Genomic DNA, 19,219 nt, shown 5'->3' on the forward strand with positions numbered 1-19,219 from the left:
CCTTTCTGGTCAGCAAAGGGTTTGACGGCTGTCAAGTGATTATTTGACAGAAAAAGATTATATTTGCTAATGCATCACATTCGCACAAGGAATGAACTCTACGAAAACGCTTCAAAATACGGGTGCCAGCTGTTCAATCGGTTCCACCTCGCTCGATTGTATCAATGTGCTCACACCCGACGAGCTAAACCTGCTGCAGCAGCACACCGTGGATGTGCGTTACGCAAAAGGCGAAATGCTTTGCAAACAGGGCACCTTTGCAGCCCACATCATGATTCTGAATAACGGCCTTTTGAAAAGTTTCATAGAGAGCGGCAACGAAAGCCTGATACTGCAAATATTTGCTCCGGTGAGTGTGGTCGGCCTTGCCAGCCTCTACGAGGGCAGCAATGTGTTTCATCATTCCGTGCAGGCTTACCTGGACAGCGATGTAAGCCTGATTGAGATCAATGCATTACGCGAACTCATAAAAAGCAACGGGAACTTTGCCAGCAAAATCATCAGCATCATCGCCGAACAAAAAATTATAACCTCCGGCCGTTTCTATTGCCTCACCAAAAAACAAACTTATGGCAGATTCGCCGATGTGTTGCTCTGCCTTGCAAACCGGATATACAAGACCCAGAAAATCCCCGTTCAGCTCTCCCGGCGCGATTTTGCCGAACTCAGCGGCATGTCGGTCGAAACAATAGCCCGTATTCTTACCAAATTCAAAACCGATGGCCTGATCGAGCTGACCAACGACTACATCGAAATACTCGATTACGAAACCCTGGCTCTGATCAGCCAAAAAGGTTGAGATTACACCGACTACCTGATACGATAGTCGGAACAAACAACCTTCTGTGCTACATTTTCGGGGAGAATCTAAACAGCGTTGACCGCTTGTTGCGTTCGAGGCATACCAGGGTCTCCAGGCTTTTTCGGTCGAAGTCGTGTTGCTCAAATGCCTGCTCGAAAGCGTGGATTGCTTTTTCCGGATGGTTGTTTTCTTTACTCAGATGGGCCAGAAACAAATGCCTGAGCTTCGTGCGGCAATGTTTGGCCACAAACCCGGCTGCCTGGTGGTTCCCCAAATGTCCGTGCATGCTGCTGATGCGTTGCCTAAGGTAAGCCGGATATGGCCCGGTTTCCAGCATATGGCTGTCGTAGTTTGCTTCAAGGATCAAAATTTCAGCCTGAGGTAGCCAGCCTGCAGCCTGCGGACCAATATGACCAAGGTCGGTGGCAAAAGCCAGACTGCTGCTCCCGTTGCGGAGATAAAAACCAACCGCACCTGCAGTGTCGTGCGATACTTCAAACGGAGTGATGTTGAAACCTGCAAGCCAGAAGCTTTTCCCGGGCTCAATCACTTTGAATGCATCCTTCAGGCATGAATCTGGTTTCGCCTCTGCTTGCACAGCAGCCGCCACCTGTGGGGTGGCGTATATATAATAGGAGTGCTTGCTCACAAGGGCTTCAAGCCCGGATATGTGGTCTATGTGATTGTGGGTCAATAGTATACCTTCAATTTGCCATGCGTTGCGTCCGATCTCAGTCAGGTATTTCCCGATGCGTCGTGCGCTAATGCCAACATCGATCAACAAGGCGCCTTCACCATGCCCTACATAGTAACAATTTCCACTGCTGCCGCTGGCAAAGCTGCAAAATTCAATCGCATACAGTTCGCTGAACAAGTCCAAAACCTGGGAGGGATTTTTGGCAAAATTAACCAAAGAGCCTGTTTTTTTTGGAATTTTGCGGTCAAAGACCCAACACCACATGATCTTACCAGGTTTCGATCCCAATGCACCGGCTGCCCACGATGCCGGAATTTTCGGCCTCCCTTTCACCGAGGAGGACGCCGGCATCGTAATCATTCCCGTAAACTGGGAACTTACAGTGAGTTATGGCTCAGGCACATTCGCCGGTCCGGATGCCATCAAGGAAGCTTCTATGCAGGTTGACCTGTATCATCACGACTTTCCCGAGCTGTGGAAAAAAGGCATCTGGATGGATGAGTTTCCCAAACATTTCAAAGTGCTGCATACCGGATTGCGCAAAGATGCACGCACCATCATCGAGGCACTGGAGGAGGGAGTGAATGTGCTCGAAAAGCAGAAGTACCGCGAGATGTACGAACGCATACGCCGCGCCAACGAAGATGTGCGTACCTGGCTTGCAAACCGTGTGGACTGGTGGAAAAAAAGAGGAAAAATTGTGGGTGTGGTTGGTGGCGACCACAGCACCCCCCTGGGATACCATCATTATCTGTCGGGAAAAGTTGATTATGGTGTGCTGCATGTCGATGCCCACCTTGACCTTCGCGAGGCCTACGAAGGTTTCAAGTATTCGCACGCTTCCATCTTTTACAATGCCTTGCAATACGATAGCCTGAAGCGCTTGGTTTCGGTGGGCATTCGCGACTATTGCGAAGAAGAGGCCCTGCGCGTGGCCAGCCAGCCCGAGCGTATCAGGGTGTTTTTCGACCGCGACCTGCGCCGCCGGATGTTCGAAGGACAAAGCTGGAAATCCTTGGTCGATGAAGTGGTCGCTCATTTGCCGGAAAATGTGTACATCTCGGTGGATATTGATGGCCTCGATCCCAAACTTTGCCCAAATACAGGAACTCCTGTGCCGGGAGGCCTGCAATATGAGGAACTGATCTATCTGCTCAACGCAGTTATGGCTGCCGGAAAAAAAATCGTAGGCTTCGACTTGTGTGAGGTTGCTCCCGGCCCGGACGACCAATGGGATGGCAATGTGGGCGCCCGCGTGCTGTTTCAGCTTTGTGGCATTGCAGCAGCCAACCCGGCCCAATTCACCTGATGCTGAATCCTATTCTGCCCAGCGGGGGTAATTCGCTGATTTCCATTTTTGTTACTCTTGCCCACTGTGGCCCCCGACGGCACCATTCAACGAATGCGTCAACAGCCCCGGGCTCACCTTCGGCCTCCGCATACACACTGCCATCCGGCTTGTTCTGAACAAAACCACTGACACCCAGGCTCCTGGCCTGACGCTCGGTGTAATACCTGAAACCAACACCCTGCACTCGTCCATAAATCCGTAAGGCGACTGCTTTTGTACTCATGGGTTTAAACGCTTCATGATCAAAGAATTGATCGATTCGAAAAGTTGGTTGGGCTGCATCCCTCTCCAGTTGAAGTGGTCGAACTTGCCTCCAAAAGCCAGGTAATAGTCCAGCCGTGCCGCCGTGAAATCACGAATCACATGGTCACGGAAATTCAGGCAAACAATCCAGCCATCCTCCACATTGTCGAACCACTCCTGGTAATAATCGTCGGTATCCGAATGAAAGCTAAGTACGTTTTCGCCGATCAGGATAAAATATTTGATGCCCTCGGCGATCATCACTTCAACCACGTTTCGGTAAAGATACATGATGTCGTTGTAGAGCAGGTCGTTCCACTCTCCGATCAGCTCGATGATACAAAACTTCTTCTGATAATTGCAATAGAGTATCTTGAGGTACAACGTTTCCGATCCAAACTCATCCCACTGGGGATGGATGAGGTAATTGTAAATTTTGTTGGTAAAATAAAATTCGCTGTACCGCCTCCTGTAGAAGGGCGACGCTGGATCCTGTGCGGCAACATAAAGATGGCGCCAGTTGAAATGGGGTTCGATGTCGTGCATGGTCAGATAGATCCGCCGGCCAGGTGCAGGCCGAATAAACATAACAGCAAACCTCCGGCATTGTTTGCCATCAGGTTGAGCAGAAACATCCCCCAGCCATATTGATGCAGCATGTTCACGCTGTCGAAGGCAAAGGTGCTGAAGGTGGTGAAGCTACCCAGTATGCCCACCAGCAGAAACAATCGCATGGCAGGAGGCGCACTGAAACGTTCCATGTAGCCCCAAAGCAGGCCAATCAAAAAAGAACCTATCAGGTTCACAATCAGGGTGCCGGCCGGAAACGAGCGGCTAAACCAGCGGTCGGCCAGCAAAAAAACTCCAAAACGTGCGGTGGTACCAATGGCGCCTCCCACGATAATCAGCCAGAGTCCAAGCGCTTTTTCCATGGTCAGAGTGCAAATTTAATCCCGGGTAAAGTGCGTAGGTCGTTATATAGCAGATGCATCTGGTCGTGGTCGGTGAGGGTTACCTGTACACTGTAGCTCACAAAGTTGCCTTTGCTGCTCATCTTGCTGGCGAGAAAGGTAAACGGTACCTTGACCCGCAAAAACAGGCGCTCCATCTCTTCTTTCTGCACCAACGGCAGGATGTGGCTGTCGAGCACAATCTTGAGCACATAGGTGACAGGAAAATCGATTTTTTCTTTTTGATTCATGTAGTAATGTCTGTTTGAAGGTAGGCTTATGTGCACTGCTTCAGACGATTAAAGTTCTCGTGTCAACTGAATACCACCCCATTTATGGGGCCTTCCACCTTGAAATTCTGCCGACAAATATACCACCTTAAACCCAAAGCCTGTGCGACCCTGCCAGTACGACAGGCCAACATTCAGCTCACCTACATTTCTTTCCAGCTGTTGGTAGGGAACGACGTATTGTCTCTCTGCTTTCCAGAGGCTACCCCTCAAACTGGCCTTGTGCCATACCTTGTGTGCATAAAGTGTGGCAAACAAGTGCAACGAACGCCAGCCCGTCGCACTGCCTGAAAAATTCTGGTTGAATGCAAAGAATACCGAGGCACTGGTTTCCAAATTGCCTGCCCTGGCCATGCTGCCCAGCGAAATAGAACCTGATGTCCAGTTAGTTATACGTTTTTCCAGAGCCAGGTTATAATTGAGCAACAGTCCGCTGGCAGTTTGAAAATCCCAACCGCTGGGCTGGAGTTCGTGCACAGTGCGCTGCAGCCCGCTTGCCAGTGATGCTTTTCCGGTCAGCCCGATCACAAAAGTGCTGTGCATCATCAAACCACGTTTGGGTGCAGTACTGCTTCGTGTGAACCCGGTAAAAAGCAGGCCGGAAAACGGATGATCGCCAACTGGTGGAACCTCGGTCTCAGGATTCAATCCGGTGTACATTTTTTGGGTGAGCTTCACAGAAAAAATGTCCTGTGCTTCCTTCCCGAGACCGGGCAAAATTTTGCTTTTCCCCAAAAATGAGAGCGCCGGCCCCGAAAAACCGATGGCAATTCCGTTTGTGTAGTAATAGTCTGTGCCTGTAAAGATGTCGTTGTCAAACTCAATCAACAGGGTGTTTGGCCCCATGGATGCTGCGATATCAGCCGGGATCAGCTCCTTTTGGCGCAAGACTGTGGCGCTGGGTCTGGCAGGAATCAGTTGCCCTTCCCTTCGACTGACCGTCGGCATGTTTACCCCGGCAGGCCTTGTCAAATCATTTGAACGGCTGGGGCTTTGGGCCAATGGTATTTCCACTTTGGACAAGCGCTGCACAGATTCTGTTGAGGTAGCAGGGGAGGGCAGTGGGTATTCAGGTTGCGGATAATTGACAATCAGGTCCTGTTTTGCGATATCGCATCGCAAAAGAAGAAGGATAGAAAGTAGCAGGGCGATACGCATGCCTGACAAATGGCTTGCCCAAATGTAACTATTTTACCCTGTTATGGTTGCGCAATCAGAAAATCTTGGGATAGCGCGAGGGGTTATATTCGTGCATGATGTTGTACACACTCTCAAACACATCTTCTGCATTCGGGTTCGAGAAATAGTCGCCGTCGGTACTGTAGGCCGCACGGTGTTCTCGGGCTGTAAGGGTAGCGGGGGCGGCATCCAGGTAGCGGTAAGCTCCCTGCACCTCGAGCACCTGCTGCATCATGAAGCTTGTGGCACCCCCGGGCACATCCTCGTCGAAAAAGAGCACTTTGTTGGTTTTTTTCAGCGATTCGGTGATAGTGTGTTTCAGGTCGAACGGAAGCAGGGTCTGCACGTCAATCAACTCAACCTCAATGCCAAACTCGCTCAGCTGCCTGGCTGCATCTTCCGCAATTCTGACGCAGGAACCATAAGTGACTACGGTAATATCGCTGCCTTTTCTCAGGATTTCGGGTGTGCCGATGGGAATCCTGAACTTACCGAAGTTCGATGGTTTGCGTTCCCTGAGCCTGTACCCGTTGAGCGGCTCAATGATCAGTGCCGGATCGTCGGAAGCCAGGAAGGTGTTGTAAAAACCTGCTGCCTGTGTCATGTTGCGGGGCACGGCCACATACACCCCTCTGATCGAGTTGATTACCATGCTCAGGGGCGAGCCGGCATGCCAGATGCCTTCGAGCCTGTGGCCGCGTGTGCTCACAATAAGGGGGGCTTTCTGGCCTCCTCTGGTGCGGTAGCGCAGCGTAGCCAGGTCGTCGCTCATGGCCTGCAGGGCATAGAGCAGATAATCGAAATACTGTATCTCGGCAATCGGACGGAGTCCACGCATGGCCATTCCTATGCCCTGCCCGAGAATGGTAGCTTCGCGGATTCCGGTATCAAAGATGCGATGCTCCCCGTATTTGGCCTGCAAACCCTCGTAAGTCTGATTGACCCCACCGATCTTGCCCACGTCTTCGCCAAAAGCTACCAGCTCGGGAATAGAAGCAAACAGGGCATCAAAATTGTCGCGAATGATTTCACGGCCGGGCACCATTGGCGCATTGCCGGCATATTCCGGGGCCACACCCTCAACCAAAAGGGCCGAATGCCTGCTTTCGGAATAAAGGTGTGCACTGTAGCACTCATATCCCTCGGCAAGTTCTGCCTGCAGCCATCTGGTTACATTGGTCTTGAGCGAGTTGCGCGGGTCGCTGCACGAATTGCAGATCAAGCGAAGGATTTTTCGTGCCGACGAGATGATGTCCTTGCGAATAGGCTCGCCCACACGGGCCAGGTCGGACTTGATGCTGTTTATCTTACTGGTTTTGGCGCAATTGCAGGTGGTCACGTCCACCATTTGCAGAAAGTCGTCGCGTTTTTTAAGCAGTGGCTGCTGGAAATTGTTCCACGCATTGCGCCTGGCTTCTCTTGCACGTTGCTCGGCCTGTTGCTCAATCTCCGTCAGCTCCTCCTGTGTGGCCAGCCCCTGGGCGATGATCCATTGCCCAAAGTTCAGCAGCCCGTCACGCCGGCGCTCATCTTCAAGTTGTTCAGGGGTCTTGTAACGCTCGTGCGAGCCGGAAGTGGAGTGCCCCTGAGGTTGGGTACATCCCACTACGTGGAAGAGCACCGGAATGTGGTCTTTCCGACATATTGCAATTCCCTCACGGTAGGCCTCAACCAGTGCGGGATAATCCCAGGCATTGAGGCGATAGATCAGATATCCCTTGCCACTTTCATCCCTCCGGAAACCTGACAACACTTCAGAAATGTTCGATTTGGTTATCTGGTAATCGCCAGGTACCGAAATGCCCCAGCCGTCGTCCCAAACCGAAATGGCCATGGGCACCTGCAAAACACCGGCCGCATTGATGGTTTCCCAAAAATGTCCTTCGGCGGCCGAGGCATCCCCTATGGTGCCAAAAGCTACCTCATTGCCTTTGATGGAAAATTGAGTAAACCCATGAAGGCTCTTGTTCTCCCTGAACAGTTTTGAAGCATGTGCCAGTCCAAGCAGCCTGAGCATCTGACTTGCAGTGGGCGAAGTGTCGGCGGCGGAGTTTTTGATTTTCGTCAGGTTCTTCCAGTTCCCTTCTTCGTCAAGGCTCCGGGTAGCAAAGTGGTTGTTCATCAGCCTGCCACCATTTGATGGGTTTGCCTCAAGGTCGGTGTCGCCGTAAAGCTGGGCAAAAAGCTCCTCAAGGGTGGTCATTCCAGCCGCCAGCATGAATGTCTGGTCACGGTAATAGCCTGATCTCCAGTCGCCCGGCTCAAATGCCTTGGCCATAGCGAGTTGCGGCAGCTCCTTACCATCTCCGAATATGCCAAACTTGGCTTTTCCGGTCAGTACCTCCTTGCGGCCAATGATGCTCGCATAACGGCTTTCCCATCCGATCCGGTAGTCGTTGAGTACTTCGTCTTTCGTTAAACCGGCCGGAAGAATGTCCGGCAGTTCTGTTTTTTCCATGCCTGTTAAGCGGTTGTTTAACTCTTTATAACAAAACTTATGGGTTCATGTTTAACGCGCCTTGTGCAGGCCACATTCCTTCTGTTCGGGTTGTTCCCACCACCACCGGCCTGCCCTGATGTCCTCGCCCGGGGCTACCGCCCTTGTGCAGGGCTGACAGCCAATGCTCGGATAGCCCTTGTCGTGCAGCGTGTTGTAAGGCACATTGTGTTGGGCTACAAAAGCTTTTACCTGATCATCGGTCCAATTGATCAAGGGATTTATTTTGATGAGTCCGTGAAGTTCGTCCCACTCAACAGTCTGCATATGCTGCCTGGTGACCGATTGCTGCCGGCGCAGCCCCGTGATCCATGCTTTGCAGCCCTGCAATGCCCGCGCCAAAGGTTCACTTTTTCGTATGTTGCAACACAATTTGCGGTTCTCGATGCTGTCGTAAAACAGATTGATGCCTTTTTCATTCACCATCTTTTCCACCTGCCTGTAGTCGGGAAAGCTGAGCCCGATGTTTAGCTTGTACTTGGCCGCCGTCCGGTCGATCAGCTCATAGGTCTCAGGAAACAGGCGACCGGTGTCGAGGGTAAATATTCTGATTGGTAATGCGCGAATTGCAATCAAATGTGTGATCACCTGGTCTTCGAGTCCCAGACTGGTGGCAAAAGCTATCTGGTTTCCGAAAGTTTTGCTTGCATCGTGCAGTATATCAGTTGCATCCAGGTTTTGATATCGTTCGTTAAGCTCGGCAATGAGTGCTTGCATGGCCTTGGTCTTTTTCGCAAAGTTAATCAAAGCAGCTTTTCAACCATCCCGGCTTGTCGCACCCTGCCAAAAGCTTTGCTTACTTTTGCCAAAAAAGGAATGAGGGTTCATTTTATTGCGATAGGCGGCAGCGCCATGCACAATCTGGCCATTGCCCTGCATCTGAAAGGGTTCAAGGTTTCAGGATCGGACGATGAGATTTTCGAGCCGGCAAGCTCAAGGCTTCGTGCTCACAGGTTGCTGCCTGCACAGCTTGGCTGGTTTCCCGAAAAAATAGTGGCTGAGCTCGATGCGGTCATCCTTGGCATGCATGCCCGGGCCGACAACCCCGAGTTGCTTCGGGCACAGGAGCTTGGACTCACGATTTATTCCTTTCCGGAATACCTATACCAGCAATCGCTCGACAAGACCAGAGTCGTCGTTGCCGGCAGCCATGGCAAAACTACCATCACTGCCATGATTCTTCATGCACTCAAGGCGGCCGGGATGGATGCCGACTTTATGGTGGGAGCTTCCATTCCGGGTTTTGATGTCATGGTCAGGCTCTCGGAGGATGCCCGTTGGATGGTGCTCGAGGGCGACGAATACCTGAGTTCGGCCATCGACAGGGTGCCAAAGTTCTGGCACTACCATCCACATATTGCTGTGCTCAGCGGTATCGGCTGGGACCATGTGAATGTTTTTCCAACCTACGAAATTTATCTGGAACAGTTTCGTGAGTTTATCCGGCGTATTCCGACGGATGGTGTCCTGATTTACAATCAGCTCGACGAGGAGGTACATAAACTTGCCCTCGAAGCCAGATGCCGGACCATTCCTTATACGCTTCCACCCTACGCAACGGGCAGCGATGGCATGCGGATCATTGACGCGCAAGGACATGCATGGCCTTTCCGACTTATTGGTTTGCACAACCTGTCGAATCTGATGGCAGCACGTGAGGTTTGCCGCCTGGCAGGCCTGAGCGACGAGGCCTTCTTTGCAGCCATGTCGGGCTTTAGCGGGGCGGCAAGGCGGCTTGAGTTGATTCACGACAGTTCGCAACTGACGGTGTACCGCGATTTTGCCCACGCGCCATCCAAGCTTAAGGCCAGCATCGAGGCGCTAAGGTTGCAGTATCCCCATCGTCGGCTGGTGATCTGTTTCGAACTGCATACCTACAGCAGCCTGTCGGCAGATTTCATGCCCAACTATCATGGAAGCCTCAACCCTGCCGATGCAGCCGCCATCTTTTACGACCCGCACGCCGTAGCACTAAAACGACTCGAACTGGTCAGCCCCGACTACATCCACCAGAGTTTTGGATTGCCTTCGGCTTCCGTCCTGAACGATGCTGAAGCGCTCAAAAGCTGGCTCATTGCACAGTATTCACCCGGCTGTGTGATTGGTCTGATGAGTTCAGGAAGCTTTAACAAGCTGGATGTGAATGCGTTGATTGCAGAGCTCGAAAAATAAAAAAACCGCCCTCAGGAGGCGGTTGATATTTTACATAGCTACCTATTAGCTGTTCATCGAAATCAGGAACTCCTCGTTGGTTTGGGTATAGCGCATCTTGTCGCGCAGGAACTCCATGGCTTCGATGGGCGTCATATCCGAGAGGTGGTTGCGCAGGATCCAGACTCTCTGCATGGTTTCCTTGTCGAGGAGCAGGTCTTCGCGGCGTGTGCTTGAAGCCACAATATCGATGGCAGGCCAGATGCGCTTGTTGGCCAGGCGCCTGTCGAGCTGCAGCTCCATATTGCCCGTTCCCTTAAACTCTTCAAAGATCACTTCATCCATTTTCGAGCCGGTGTCGATCAGGGCAGTGGCAATGATGGTAAGCGAGCCACCATTTTCGATTTTACGCGCTGCACCGAAGAAACGCTTTGGTTTTTGCAGTGCATTGGCTTCCACACCGCCCGAGAGCACCTTGCCCGAGGCCGGAGAAACGGTATTGTATGCACGTGCCAGACGGGTAATCGAATCGAGCAGAATGACCACATCATGTCCGCACTCCACCAAACGCTTTGCCTTTTCCAGGACAATGGAGGCAATTTTCACGTGCTTGTCGGCCGGTTCGTCAAAGGTGGACGAGATGACCTCAGCGTTTACACTGCGGGCCATATCGGTAACTTCTTCAGGGCGCTCGTCGATAAGCAGGATGATCAGGTAAACTTCTGGATGGTTCTTGGCAATGGCATTGGCCACCTCCTTGAGCAGAACGGTCTTACCAGTTTTTGGCTGGGCTACAATCAGTCCGCGCTGGCCCTTGCCAATGGGGGCAAAGAGATCCATGATCCGTGTGGAGAGTGTCGCACCCTGATGGCCTGTGAGCCGGAATTTTTCGTTGGGAAAAAGCGGCGTCAGGTAGTCGAACGGGATGCGGTCGCGAATCTCATCGGGCAATCTTCCGTTGATGGTGTCCACCTTAACCAGCGGAAAAAACTTTTCACCTTCGCGGGGCGGACGGATCATGCCACGCACGGTATCGCCCGTCTTCAGCCCGAACAGCTTGATTTGCGATTGCGACACATACACATCATCAGGTGAGTTGAGGTAGTTGAAATCCGACGAGCGGAGGAAACCATATCCCTCTGGCATGAGCTCGAGCACCCCTTCGGCAGGAACAATGCCATCAAACTCAAATTTGTATTCTGGCTTTTGCTGCTGATGTGGTTTCTGAGCTTCCTGAGCAGGAGCAGTTTGGCTTTCATGGCCCGAAGACTGCTCTGCCTGCTGATGCCGGTTTTCCCGTTGCCCTTGATCCCGGCCGGAAAAATCTTCGCGCTGTTTCTGCTTCCAGTTTTGCTGCTTAAAATCCTGTGGCCTGTTCTCGAAAGCTTTCTTTTCAGCCTGACGAGGTTGTTCCACCGGCCTGGTTTCAGGTTCGGGCTGGACGTGCTCTACGGGAGAGGGCGCGGAACTTGAGGCAACAGCCTGCTTTTCACTTCGTCCGGCCATCAACTCGCTGGTGTTGAAAACCTTACGCGGCCTTTTTGGACGGTGCTGACCTTCATCCGTTTTTGATTCGGTTCTTGCTCCATCTACCGGGGCTTCAATCTTTTTTTCTGAGGTGCCTTTCGCAGGTTCTTCTTGACGTGCTTCGACCTTGGCGGGGGCCTGGGCTATTGTTTCAGCTTCGGGTACTGGCTCGGCAGTCAGGTTTTCTTTTGGTTGTTTTTCCTGCTCGGGAGTTACGATCCTGGCCCGTCTGCCACGTTTTTTCTTTTCTTCTTCGCCAGCTTCTGGCTTTGACATGGGCTGAAGCGCCTGCTGGTCAAGAATCTGATAAATGAGATCCTGCTTGAGCAGCTTATCAAACTTTGGGATGTTGAGCGACTTGGCAATCTCTCTCAACTCGCCTACAAGCTTATTATTAAGCTCGATAATATCGTACATATAAGGAATGATTTAAAGTCTGACGAAAAGATTCGGAACTTTGGTTTGTGAGGCTTTGTGCAAGCTCGAAACAATGACCGGGAAGTGAACCTGATAAAGAATTCAGTGCAAAAATAACAATTTATTTACCAAACCACAAATTCTTTTTTTCAGCATAATCCATTATGCGCTTTTGTGCACCCATTGGTGAGATGCCGCTGGCAATTGCTATTTTTGCAAAAAATGCATCAAATGATTCAGCGCATTCAAACTGTTTATTTGCTTCTGTCGGGCATGGCATCTGCTCTTTTGTTTTTTTTCCCGATTGCATGGTACTATGGCGAGCTGCATACACTTACCTTCTACATCCACCTGATCAAAGATCATGTGCCCTCGGCTGAGCCTCTGTTCGCCAAGGGTTTCCTCACAGTACCGGTTATTTTTACCATTGCGCTCATTGTGATGCCGGTTGTTCTGATCTTCGGATATCGCAACCTCGAACAGCAACTCAGGCTCACACGGATTCACATGATGTTTCTCCTGGTTTTTATTGCCCTGCTCTTCTTTTATTACACCGAAGCCATCGCAACAAAGGTGAATGCTTCTGCCGAATTTTCGTTCGGGATTTTTCTTCCACTTATTGCTCTGATTTTCAATTATCTGACACAAAGAGGAATTATCCGGGATATCCGTTTGATCCGCTCAGTCGACCGCATTCGCTAAAGCGCTGCTTCTGTCCGATTCCCAGATCTCCAGGTCTTTCACCATGGAGTGGGCTACCGAAAGGCGAACCATGGTGATTTTTTGGTGAAAGCCTTGTATTCCGGCTGCACCTGGATTGATGAACAACAGTCCGGCTTTTTCATCGTATTTCACCTGCAGGATATGGCTGTGGCCTGCCACAAGCAATCCGGGCTTGTGTGCCTTGACCGCCTGTGAGGCTTTGGCGCTGTACTTTCCTGGCCGTCCGGCGATGTGCAGCATGACCACTTTCAGGCCTTCTATCTCAAATACTTGTATTTCAGGTAGATGCATCCTGACATGGTGGTCGTCTATGTTGCCATACACGGCCCGTAGTGGCTTTATCTGCCTGAGCCTCATGATGATATCTTCCGATCCAATGTCGCCCGCGTGCCAGATCTCGTCGCATCCGGCGAAAAATCCCGCAGCTGCGGGATGAAGAAATCCGTGGGTGTCCGAAAGGATGCCTATGCGTTTCATTTTTAAAAGGCGTAGCTCAAGCCAATGCTTAGTACTTCCTTAAATTGTGTCCGGGGTCCGCGTTTACCGTTCTTGTCCGTAATCTTAATGTCGTCGTCATAAATCAGGTGTGCGGAGATGTTGGCATTCATCCAGCTGTTTACCTTCATCACCAGCAGATTTTGGAAGTCAACATCCACATTCTGGGGGTTCTTGAGATAGTCTGAGAATAGCTCCAGCTTTGAAGTGAGGGTCACATTTTGAAAGATTTCCTTTTTAAACCGTACTGTAGCTTTCGAACCAAGCTCGGTGCGCAGTTTTTTTCCTGCTTCCACACCAAAGGCTCCGGCATTCGAAAGCGAGTCGTCTGCCACAATGGTCAGTCGTCCTGTAACAGGTAACCATGTAACCGAGAAATAATCCACTGGCTTCCAGTCGCCACCTGCACCCAGGGTGATATATGCAGGAGCAAAGGGCCGCGAAATCGGGTTGGTGCTGTCTTTGGCATAATTAAAACCGTCGCGCAACTGCGAGCGAAACGAAAGGGCCCCGGTGTAAAAAAGCTTCTCGGTGGCTTTCCGACCATACGACGAGTTGAACTCAAACTTATCATCGGTTTTTATGGGCTTCAGCTTACCGATTAAACTGTAACCGAGATTCATGTCAATGTTGTTGTCGAACTTCATCGCTCCTTTGGCATAATTGAAATCGTACCTGAACAACATCAGGGTGTTCAGTGAGCTCTGCCCGCCGGCAGCCCAGTTCGACAAATGACTTTGGGAAAAATTAAATCCCACCTTTCCGGCTGTTTTCCAGTGCGAAAGTGTGTCTTGTTTGGCCAAAAGGCTGTTAGCGGCAATAATAGCCGGGATTAGAAAAAGGATTGTTTTTTTCATTTTGATGCTGAAATGTGTTAAAGTCCTGTACTTCTTTGATTGGGTATGGCTCTTTGCATGCTGTCTTTGAGCCGGAAAACAATTTCCAGCTCTGCGTGGCTACGAACGGATTCGCCGGCTCGCCTGCCTGCTTTCCAGGCGATCTGTTCCAATATCCGGATGGCTTCCTGGTCGCATCCACCGCCAACGCTCTCCTTCACCCTGATGTTTGAGGCAAGTCCGTTGGTTTCGACCACAAAAGCGAGTACAACCGTACCGGAAATGTTGTGCCTGACTGCCATCTCGGGATATTTCATCAGGTGAGTGATGTATGAACTCAGGCTTCTGAAACCCTCGGGAAGTATGGCCTGAGGGGCTTCGGTGAGTTGTTTCGGACTGTAAATAACCCCTGGTATGGAATCGTCATCACCAGGCCACAATTCACGTGCGGTTGTTTTTTGCCGGTTTTTCAGATAGGTCTTCGGATTGAAATCTATGGTCAATGTTTCAGATGATGTTATCGGCGTGCCTGCAAACTCAGCAGGCTTCCATAAGATATGCTTTGCCAGCCGGAGCGCCTCCTGGTCAAGTTCATGATCTAACCCTTTTACAATATGGTAGTTGCGCGTACTGCCATCGGGCAACACCTCGAGCGATACAGTCACCTTGCCTTTAATGCCCTTCGACAAGGCCTGCTCAGGATAATGCATGGCTCGCTCAAAGTAACGTTTCACAACCGCTGGTTCCGACAGGGGAGATGCCGGAGTGCTGGTCTGGGCTGAAAGATTATCTGCCGAAATCAGTATCAGAAACGCAAGCAGGATTGCCATGAACGTATTTGTGATCCAAAAACAAAGTTAATTTATTCCGCAGGTTTTTCACCTGATTTTTTATATGGCGGCCTATCTTTGCCGGCAAATGAACATGCCATGTCAGGTCAGCAAAGCCAGATGATCTACGGTACCCGGCCGGTCATAGAAGCCCTCGAAGGTGGATTGGAGCTCGACAAGCTTTTGTGCTCCGTGGTGGTCGCTCTCCCCAGCTCCACCAACTGCTTACGCTCGCCCGTGCGCAGGGTGTTCCGGTGCAATATGTGCCGGAGGAAAAGCTGAACCGGCTCACCAAGCAAAACCATCAGGGGGTGGTGGCCTTCACGGCCTCGGTAAGTTACCAGAAAGTTGCTTCGCTTTTGCCAATGATCTTTGAGGCCGGACTGGATCCGTTTTTTATTCTGCTTGATCATCTCACCGATGTGCGCAACCTTGGCGCCATTGCCCGTACTGCAGAGGCATCGGGCGCGCACGGACTGATCATTCCTTCCAAGGGTGGGGCAATGGTGAGTCCGGATGCCATCAAGACTTCGGCCGGCGCGCTCACCCGCATCAACGTATGTCGCGAGGAAAATCTTGCTCAGGCGGCCCGCTACATGCACGAAAGCGGGATGAAGCTGGTTGCCGTTACCGAAAAAGCTGAACTGGAAATCTGGAATGCCGATTTGACTGGGCCGGTAACGCTTATCCTTGGTGCGGAAGATACCGGTATTTCCAGCCAATTGCTGACCATGGCCGACATCCTGGTGCGCATCCCCATGGCAGGTCAGATTGCCTCGCTCAATGTGAGTGTGGCAGCCGGCATGGCGTGCTACGAACTGATGCGGCAAAATGCAGCTAAAAATTAAAAAGGCCATCCGCAACGGACAGCCTTTCAAATAATTTTCTGAACCTTGTCGGTTACTGACGGGCTTCCTTGATTCTTGCCTTCTTTCCGCGAAGTGCACGCAGATAGAAGATCCGTGCACGGCGCACGCGACCTTTCTTGTTCAGTTCTATCTCTTCGATCATAGGTGACGAAACCGGGAAGATGCGCTCAACACCTACGTTGTTCGAAATCTTGCGGACAGTAAAGGTTGCAGTGGGGCCGGAGCCAACCTTCTGAAGCACAACGCCTTGAAATTTTTGCAGACGTTCTTTATTGCCTTCAACAATCTTATAGGTCACCGTGATGGTGTCGCCCGGCTCGAATGCCGGAAAGTTTTTTACGCTTACCTGCTCCTCCACATACTGAATTAAGGCGTTCTTGCTCATTGTATTATAGGTGTTTGGAAGATGTATACCTCATTTGAAAAGGGAGTGCAAATATACAAACTCTTTTGAGAATCAAAAGCATTCATATAAAAGTTTTCCATAAATAAGGTGACGAAATTTTTAAGATACTGATTTACAATAAAAAAGATGCCGGGGACTCCCGGCATCTTTTTTTAGGGTTGATATTCAGGTTTATTTCTGAATGATCAGCTTCTGGGTCATGCGTTGACCGTTGGATGTGATGGTCACAAAATAGATGCCGCTCCTGAGGCCATCGAGGGCGAGGCGAAGTTCATGCGAGTCGTTCAGGTTGAAAGTGCGATCGAGCACAATCAGATTCATCCTGTTCGAAACCTGTACCTGCACCTGACCGCTGAATCCTTCGTTCAGGCTGATGGTGGCGAAATCTCTTGCCGGATTCGGCTGCAAACCAAAAGTGAGGGGCAAATCGGTAATGGTGAAGTAGCCGTCGCTTTCGTCGAAAATTGCCGGACTGACTACACTGGATACCCTCACCTTGAAATAGTTGCCCGTAGGCGTGGCCATCGGAACTGTCCAGGGGTAGGCCGAACCTGTTACGTTGCCGAAAATGGGGTGAGTGGCCTGGAGTGTGTTGGTGTTGTCATATTCCATCAGGTCAACATTCACGTTTTCCGGAATGTCGTCAATCCATGCAATCCAGAATCCGACACCTCTGTAAAGGGTTTCACCGCCATTGGGCTGCAGCACCTGGATGGTGCCTCCGGGAGTGTCGGCAAGCTCAAAGTCGTTATTACTCATGTCGGCTACAGCGCCACCATTGGCAGTAACGCGAATCCGGTAATCTGTACCCGTTGGGTAGGTGAGCGCTGGAATGCTCCAAACCCAGGTTGATCCGCTTACATTGGTAACCAGATTTGCGTGGAATACACCGCCTTTCCAAAGTTCGATGTTGAAGGGGCCAAACACGCCATCCGGATACCATGAAATCAGGTAGCTGTTGCCACGAATCCATTTGATTCCGGCTACATTTGGTTGCTGAACCTCAATGGTACCGCCCGGCAAGTGATCGGCGATTGTAAACAGGTTGTCACTTTCATCCTGAATTCCTGCAGCATCCACTCTGATGCGGTACTGTCCCAGCGCCTGTCCGGCAGGGATATTCCATACCCATGTGGAACCGGTTACATTGTTTGCAAGGGTTGCCACCACCGTGCCACCTGAATTTATCAGGCGAATGCGCACTGGCTCAACAACATCGTCAATCCAGCTAATCAGGTAAGAGCTGCCGCGTAACCAGGTAATACCAGGGTCGTTTGGCTGAAGCACAGTGATGTAGGTGCCTCCATGTGTGGCAGAAATCTGGAATCCATTGTCGCTGGCATCGGCAAGGGTACGGCCATTGCCCAGTACTTCGATCTTGTAGTTGTTGCCAGTCTGAATACAGGTTGGCACAGTCCATGTCCAGGTGGAGCCACCCACATTGGTGCCAACAGTCAGGCGTTTGGTACGAATAAAGAAGTTATCAAAATACAAGGCATGATCGTCAACCGTTGTGCCATCATTCTCCTGTCCTTTGTTGAAGAACCTGATTGCATCCGGAGCACCGCTTACAGGGAAAGTCTGATCATAAGGTTCGACACCATCGCGACCTGTTCCGAAAACTCTTACCGTGCCGGCAACAGCATCATAATCGAAATTGATGGTCATTGCAGCAAGGCCTGCATTGCTGAACATTGGGCTGCCGTTAATTTCAATTGTGCTGCTGTTCTTATCATTGACTACAGTGAATAGCGCAGTTCCTCCGATTCCGCCGGTGTAAACAATAAATCCTTTTTCACCGGTTGTGGCATTGCCGCTACCGAGGTTGAAACCCCATGTGAACGAAAACATGAATCCATCAGGTGTGGCATAGGGACCAAAAGTACGGTCGGCATGTACGAAGTTGCCATCATTTCCCGGGTCGGAATAGGCAACAATTCTGTATGCGTTGGCATCCATTCCTGTAATTCCGGCTGCAGCAGGATTGCCCTTGTTTCCAATGGCAAATCCACCAGGCACGTTAACCTTTGTTACAGTCCAGGGATTAAAGTTGCAACCCGTATTGCTGCCAGTGTTGAAAGATCCGCCACCAGTGTTATCACTTGCAATCCAGAAATTGGTGTTTCGGATCAGGTCGATGTCCACGGGATCCGGAATGTTGTCAATCCAGGAAACAAGGTATTGTGAGCCCCTTACCCACTTGATTCCGGCAGCATCAGGCTGCAAAACGGTGATTGTCCCTGCAGGGTAATCAAGAAGCTCAAAGTTGTTGTCGCTCAGATCGAATATTGAAGGATCGCTCACACTCGATACCTTAATCTTATATTGGTTGTGGGCCGTCAACAAGGTGCTTACACTCCAGACATAGGTAGAGTTCTCTACGTTGGTGGCTATAGATGTGGTGGTGGAGTTCAGGACATCAACCAGGTCGATATTTACATTGCTGAATACGCCCACCGGATTCCAGCTGATCAGGTAATCAGTACCTTTAACGATCTGGATTCCGGGTAGTGAGGGCTGTTCAATCGTAATGGAAGTGCCTGGTAATGAGGTAACAAGTGAAAAGTAATTATCACTTTCATCAGTGTAAGCAGGGTTAATGGTACTTGTGACGCGCACTTTGTATTGTGTGCCGGTTGTAAAGGTGAGTGGATCAATATACCATGCGTATGTCGAATTGGCTGTTGATGCCACAATTGGTGTTACAGTTGGTGTAAGGGTGGAATAATCAACAAGATCAATCTTCACCGGTTGGGTGAAATTTGTGTTCCAGGAGATCAGCCTCGTTGAGCCGATATCCCACACAATACCACTGAGGTTGGGCTGCTCAACGGTTACGAACGGCTGTGCCTTTACGAAACCAGACAGACCGAGCATGACCAGGATGGTCAGCGCTGAAAGGGCTTTGAGTAGAGAATTTTTCATAGTTCCAAGGTATTTGATTTTCAATTATTCA

18 protein-coding genes and 1 pseudogene are annotated in these 19,219 nt (G+C 50.7%); 5 read left to right on the forward strand and 14 right to left on the reverse strand.

All coding sequences use genetic code 11. The annotated features are described in order from the left end of the window. The first annotated feature begins 91 nt into the window (after positions 1 to 91). A complete protein-coding gene (locus tag IPM52_00905) occupies positions 92 to 799 on the forward strand; it encodes a Crp/Fnr family transcriptional regulator (protein ID MBK9290187.1) in 708 nt (235 codons plus the stop codon). Positions 800 to 848: 49 nt separating this feature from the next. On the opposite strand, the gene IPM52_00910 is transcribed toward IPM52_00905, so the two are convergent. Next, the gene (locus tag IPM52_00910; GenBank protein ID MBK9290188.1) at positions 849 to 1,682 is read right to left on the reverse strand and encodes an MBL fold metallo-hydrolase; all 834 of its coding nucleotides are present in this window, start codon (positions 1,680 to 1,682) and stop codon (positions 849 to 851) included. A gap of 79 nt (positions 1,683 to 1,761) precedes the next feature. Here IPM52_00910 and IPM52_00915 point away from each other — a divergent pair, with 79 nt between their 5' ends. Next, entirely contained in the window at positions 1,762 to 2,808 is a 1,047-nt protein-coding gene (locus IPM52_00915) for an agmatinase family protein (GenBank protein MBK9290189.1), read from the forward strand. Here the strand turns inward: IPM52_00915 and IPM52_00920 are convergent. The 7 genes from IPM52_00920 to IPM52_00950 all read right to left on the reverse strand — a co-directional run bounded on the left by IPM52_00920 (position 2,801) and on the right by IPM52_00950 (position 8,726). Beyond that, positions 2,801 to 3,073 carry an acylphosphatase gene (locus tag IPM52_00920; protein ID MBK9290190.1) on the reverse strand — a complete coding sequence of 91 codons (273 nt, stop codon included), beginning with the start codon at positions 3,071 to 3,073 and terminating at the stop codon, positions 2,801 to 2,803. The genes IPM52_00915 and IPM52_00920 overlap by 8 nt on opposite strands. Then, positions 3,070 to 3,639: a hypothetical protein gene (locus tag IPM52_00925; protein ID MBK9290191.1), complete on the reverse strand. Its 570-nt coding sequence runs from the start codon at positions 3,637 to 3,639 to the stop codon at positions 3,070 to 3,072. The genes IPM52_00920 and IPM52_00925 overlap by 4 nt, the downstream gene beginning before the upstream one ends. A 2-nt stretch (positions 3,640 to 3,641) precedes the next feature. Continuing rightward, on the reverse strand, positions 3,642 to 4,025 hold the full coding sequence (locus tag IPM52_00930; protein ID MBK9290192.1) for a CrcB family protein: 384 nt from the start codon (positions 4,023 to 4,025) through the stop codon (positions 3,642 to 3,644). A 2-nt stretch (positions 4,026 to 4,027) separates the two neighbouring features. Further along, on the reverse strand, positions 4,028 to 4,294 hold the full coding sequence (locus tag IPM52_00935) for a DUF493 domain-containing protein (GenBank protein ID MBK9290193.1): 267 nt from the start codon (positions 4,292 to 4,294) through the stop codon (positions 4,028 to 4,030). A 48-nt stretch (positions 4,295 to 4,342) separates the two neighbouring features. Continuing rightward, positions 4,343 to 5,281 carry a lipid A deacylase LpxR family protein gene (locus tag IPM52_00940; GenBank protein ID MBK9290194.1) on the reverse strand — a complete coding sequence of 313 codons (939 nt, stop codon included), beginning with the start codon at positions 5,279 to 5,281 and terminating at the stop codon, positions 4,343 to 4,345. A 265-nt stretch (positions 5,282 to 5,546) separates the two neighbouring features. After that, positions 5,547 to 7,970, reverse strand: a complete 2,424-nt coding sequence (locus tag IPM52_00945) for a transketolase (GenBank protein ID MBK9290195.1) — start codon at positions 7,968 to 7,970, stop codon at positions 5,547 to 5,549. A gap of 51 nt (positions 7,971 to 8,021) precedes the next feature. Beyond that, positions 8,022 to 8,726: a phosphoadenylyl-sulfate reductase gene (locus IPM52_00950; protein ID MBK9290196.1), complete on the reverse strand. Its 705-nt coding sequence runs from the start codon at positions 8,724 to 8,726 to the stop codon at positions 8,022 to 8,024. Positions 8,727 to 8,825: 99 nt separating this feature from the next. Here IPM52_00950 and IPM52_00955 point away from each other — a divergent pair, with 99 nt between their 5' ends. Beyond that, on the forward strand, positions 8,826 to 10,181 hold the full coding sequence (locus IPM52_00955; protein ID MBK9290197.1) for a peptidoglycan synthetase: 1,356 nt from the start codon (positions 8,826 to 8,828) through the stop codon (positions 10,179 to 10,181). A gap of 45 nt (positions 10,182 to 10,226) precedes the next feature. Here the strand turns inward: IPM52_00955 and rho are convergent, their stop codons facing one another. Continuing rightward, positions 10,227 to 12,104, reverse strand: coding sequence for a transcription termination factor Rho (rho, locus tag IPM52_00960; GenBank protein ID MBK9290198.1), 1,878 nt, complete (start codon positions 12,102 to 12,104; stop codon positions 10,227 to 10,229). A 231-nt stretch (positions 12,105 to 12,335) separates the two neighbouring features. Here rho and IPM52_00965 point away from each other — a divergent pair, with 231 nt between their 5' ends. Beyond that, positions 12,336 to 12,806 (forward strand): DUF4293 domain-containing protein, encoded by a 471-nt coding sequence (locus IPM52_00965; GenBank protein ID MBK9290199.1) that lies wholly within the window; start codon positions 12,336 to 12,338, stop codon positions 12,804 to 12,806. Here the strand turns inward: IPM52_00965 and IPM52_00970 are convergent. The 3 genes from IPM52_00970 to IPM52_00980 are packed head-to-tail and all read right to left on the reverse strand — an operon-like array spanning position 12,786 to position 14,988. Beyond that, positions 12,786 to 13,304 carry a metallophosphoesterase family protein gene (locus IPM52_00970; protein MBK9290200.1) on the reverse strand — a complete coding sequence of 173 codons (519 nt, stop codon included), beginning with the start codon at positions 13,302 to 13,304 and terminating at the stop codon, positions 12,786 to 12,788. The genes IPM52_00965 and IPM52_00970 overlap by 21 nt on opposite strands. Positions 13,305 to 13,306: 2 nt before the next feature. Continuing rightward, positions 13,307 to 14,179 carry a DUF3078 domain-containing protein gene (locus IPM52_00975; protein MBK9290201.1) on the reverse strand — a complete coding sequence of 291 codons (873 nt, stop codon included), beginning with the start codon at positions 14,177 to 14,179 and terminating at the stop codon, positions 13,307 to 13,309. A 17-nt stretch (positions 14,180 to 14,196) separates the two neighbouring features. Next, on the reverse strand, positions 14,197 to 14,988 hold the full coding sequence (locus IPM52_00980; GenBank protein MBK9290202.1) for an energy transducer TonB: 792 nt from the start codon (positions 14,986 to 14,988) through the stop codon (positions 14,197 to 14,199). 120 nt (positions 14,989 to 15,108) lie between these two features. Between IPM52_00980 and rlmB the strand changes: the two are divergent. Next, a pseudogene (gene rlmB, locus IPM52_00985) lies at positions 15,109 to 15,836 on the forward strand (23S rRNA (guanosine(2251)-2'-O)-methyltransferase RlmB). Between the two features lie 52 nt (positions 15,837 to 15,888). On the opposite strand, the gene rplS reads toward rlmB, so the two are convergent. Then, entirely contained in the window at positions 15,889 to 16,242 is a 354-nt protein-coding gene (gene rplS, locus IPM52_00990) for a 50S ribosomal protein L19 (GenBank protein MBK9290203.1), read from the reverse strand. Between the two features lie 192 nt (positions 16,243 to 16,434). Continuing rightward, on the reverse strand, positions 16,435 to 19,188 hold the full coding sequence (locus IPM52_00995) for a T9SS type A sorting domain-containing protein (protein ID MBK9290204.1): 2,754 nt from the start codon (positions 19,186 to 19,188) through the stop codon (positions 16,435 to 16,437). Between the last annotated feature and the right edge of the window lie 31 nt (positions 19,189 to 19,219).

This window comes from Bacteroidota bacterium (assembly GCA_016715945.1).
Classification (GTDB): domain Bacteria; phylum Bacteroidota; class Bacteroidia; order Bacteroidales; family F082; genus JALNZU01.

Bases quoted from the DNA above. Each gene is read 5' to 3' on its own strand.
- IPM52_00905 (MBK9290187.1), top strand. From the start codon at position 92: ATGAACTCTACGAAAACGCTTCAAAATACGGGTGCCAGCTGTTCAATC.
- IPM52_00915 (MBK9290189.1), top strand. From the start codon at position 1,762: ATGATCTTACCAGGTTTCGATCCCAATGCACCGGCTGCCCACGATGCC.
- IPM52_00920 (MBK9290190.1), bottom strand. From the start codon at position 3,073: ATGAGTACAAAAGCAGTCGCCTTACGGATTTATGGACGAGTGCAGGGT.
- IPM52_00925 (MBK9290191.1), bottom strand. From the start codon at position 3,639: ATGCACGACATCGAACCCCATTTCAACTGGCGCCATCTTTATGTTGCC.
- IPM52_00930 (MBK9290192.1), bottom strand. From the start codon at position 4,025: ATGGAAAAAGCGCTTGGACTCTGGCTGATTATCGTGGGAGGCGCCATT.
- IPM52_00935 (MBK9290193.1), bottom strand. From the start codon at position 4,294: ATGAATCAAAAAGAAAAAATCGATTTTCCTGTCACCTATGTGCTCAAG.
- IPM52_00940 (MBK9290194.1), bottom strand. From the start codon at position 5,281: ATGCCGACGGTCAGTCGAAGGGAAGGGCAACTGATTCCTGCCAGACCC.
- IPM52_00945 (MBK9290195.1), bottom strand. From the start codon at position 7,970: ATGGAAAAAACAGAACTGCCGGACATTCTTCCGGCCGGTTTAACGAAA.
- IPM52_00950 (MBK9290196.1), bottom strand. From the start codon at position 8,726: ATGCAAGCACTCATTGCCGAGCTTAACGAACGATATCAAAACCTGGAT.
- IPM52_00955 (MBK9290197.1), top strand. From the start codon at position 8,826: ATGAGGGTTCATTTTATTGCGATAGGCGGCAGCGCCATGCACAATCTG.
- rho (MBK9290198.1), bottom strand. From the start codon at position 12,104: ATGTACGATATTATCGAGCTTAATAATAAGCTTGTAGGCGAGTTGAGA.
- IPM52_00965 (MBK9290199.1), top strand. From the start codon at position 12,336: ATGATTCAGCGCATTCAAACTGTTTATTTGCTTCTGTCGGGCATGGCA.
- IPM52_00970 (MBK9290200.1), bottom strand. From the start codon at position 13,304: ATGAAACGCATAGGCATCCTTTCGGACACCCACGGATTTCTTCATCCC.
- IPM52_00975 (MBK9290201.1), bottom strand. From the start codon at position 14,179: ATGAAAAAAACAATCCTTTTTCTAATCCCGGCTATTATTGCCGCTAAC.
- IPM52_00980 (MBK9290202.1), bottom strand. From the start codon at position 14,988: ATGGCAATCCTGCTTGCGTTTCTGATACTGATTTCGGCAGATAATCTT.
- rplS (MBK9290203.1), bottom strand. From the start codon at position 16,242: ATGAGCAAGAACGCCTTAATTCAGTATGTGGAGGAGCAGGTAAGCGTA.
- IPM52_00995 (MBK9290204.1), bottom strand. From the start codon at position 19,188: ATGAAAAATTCTCTACTCAAAGCCCTTTCAGCGCTGACCATCCTGGTC.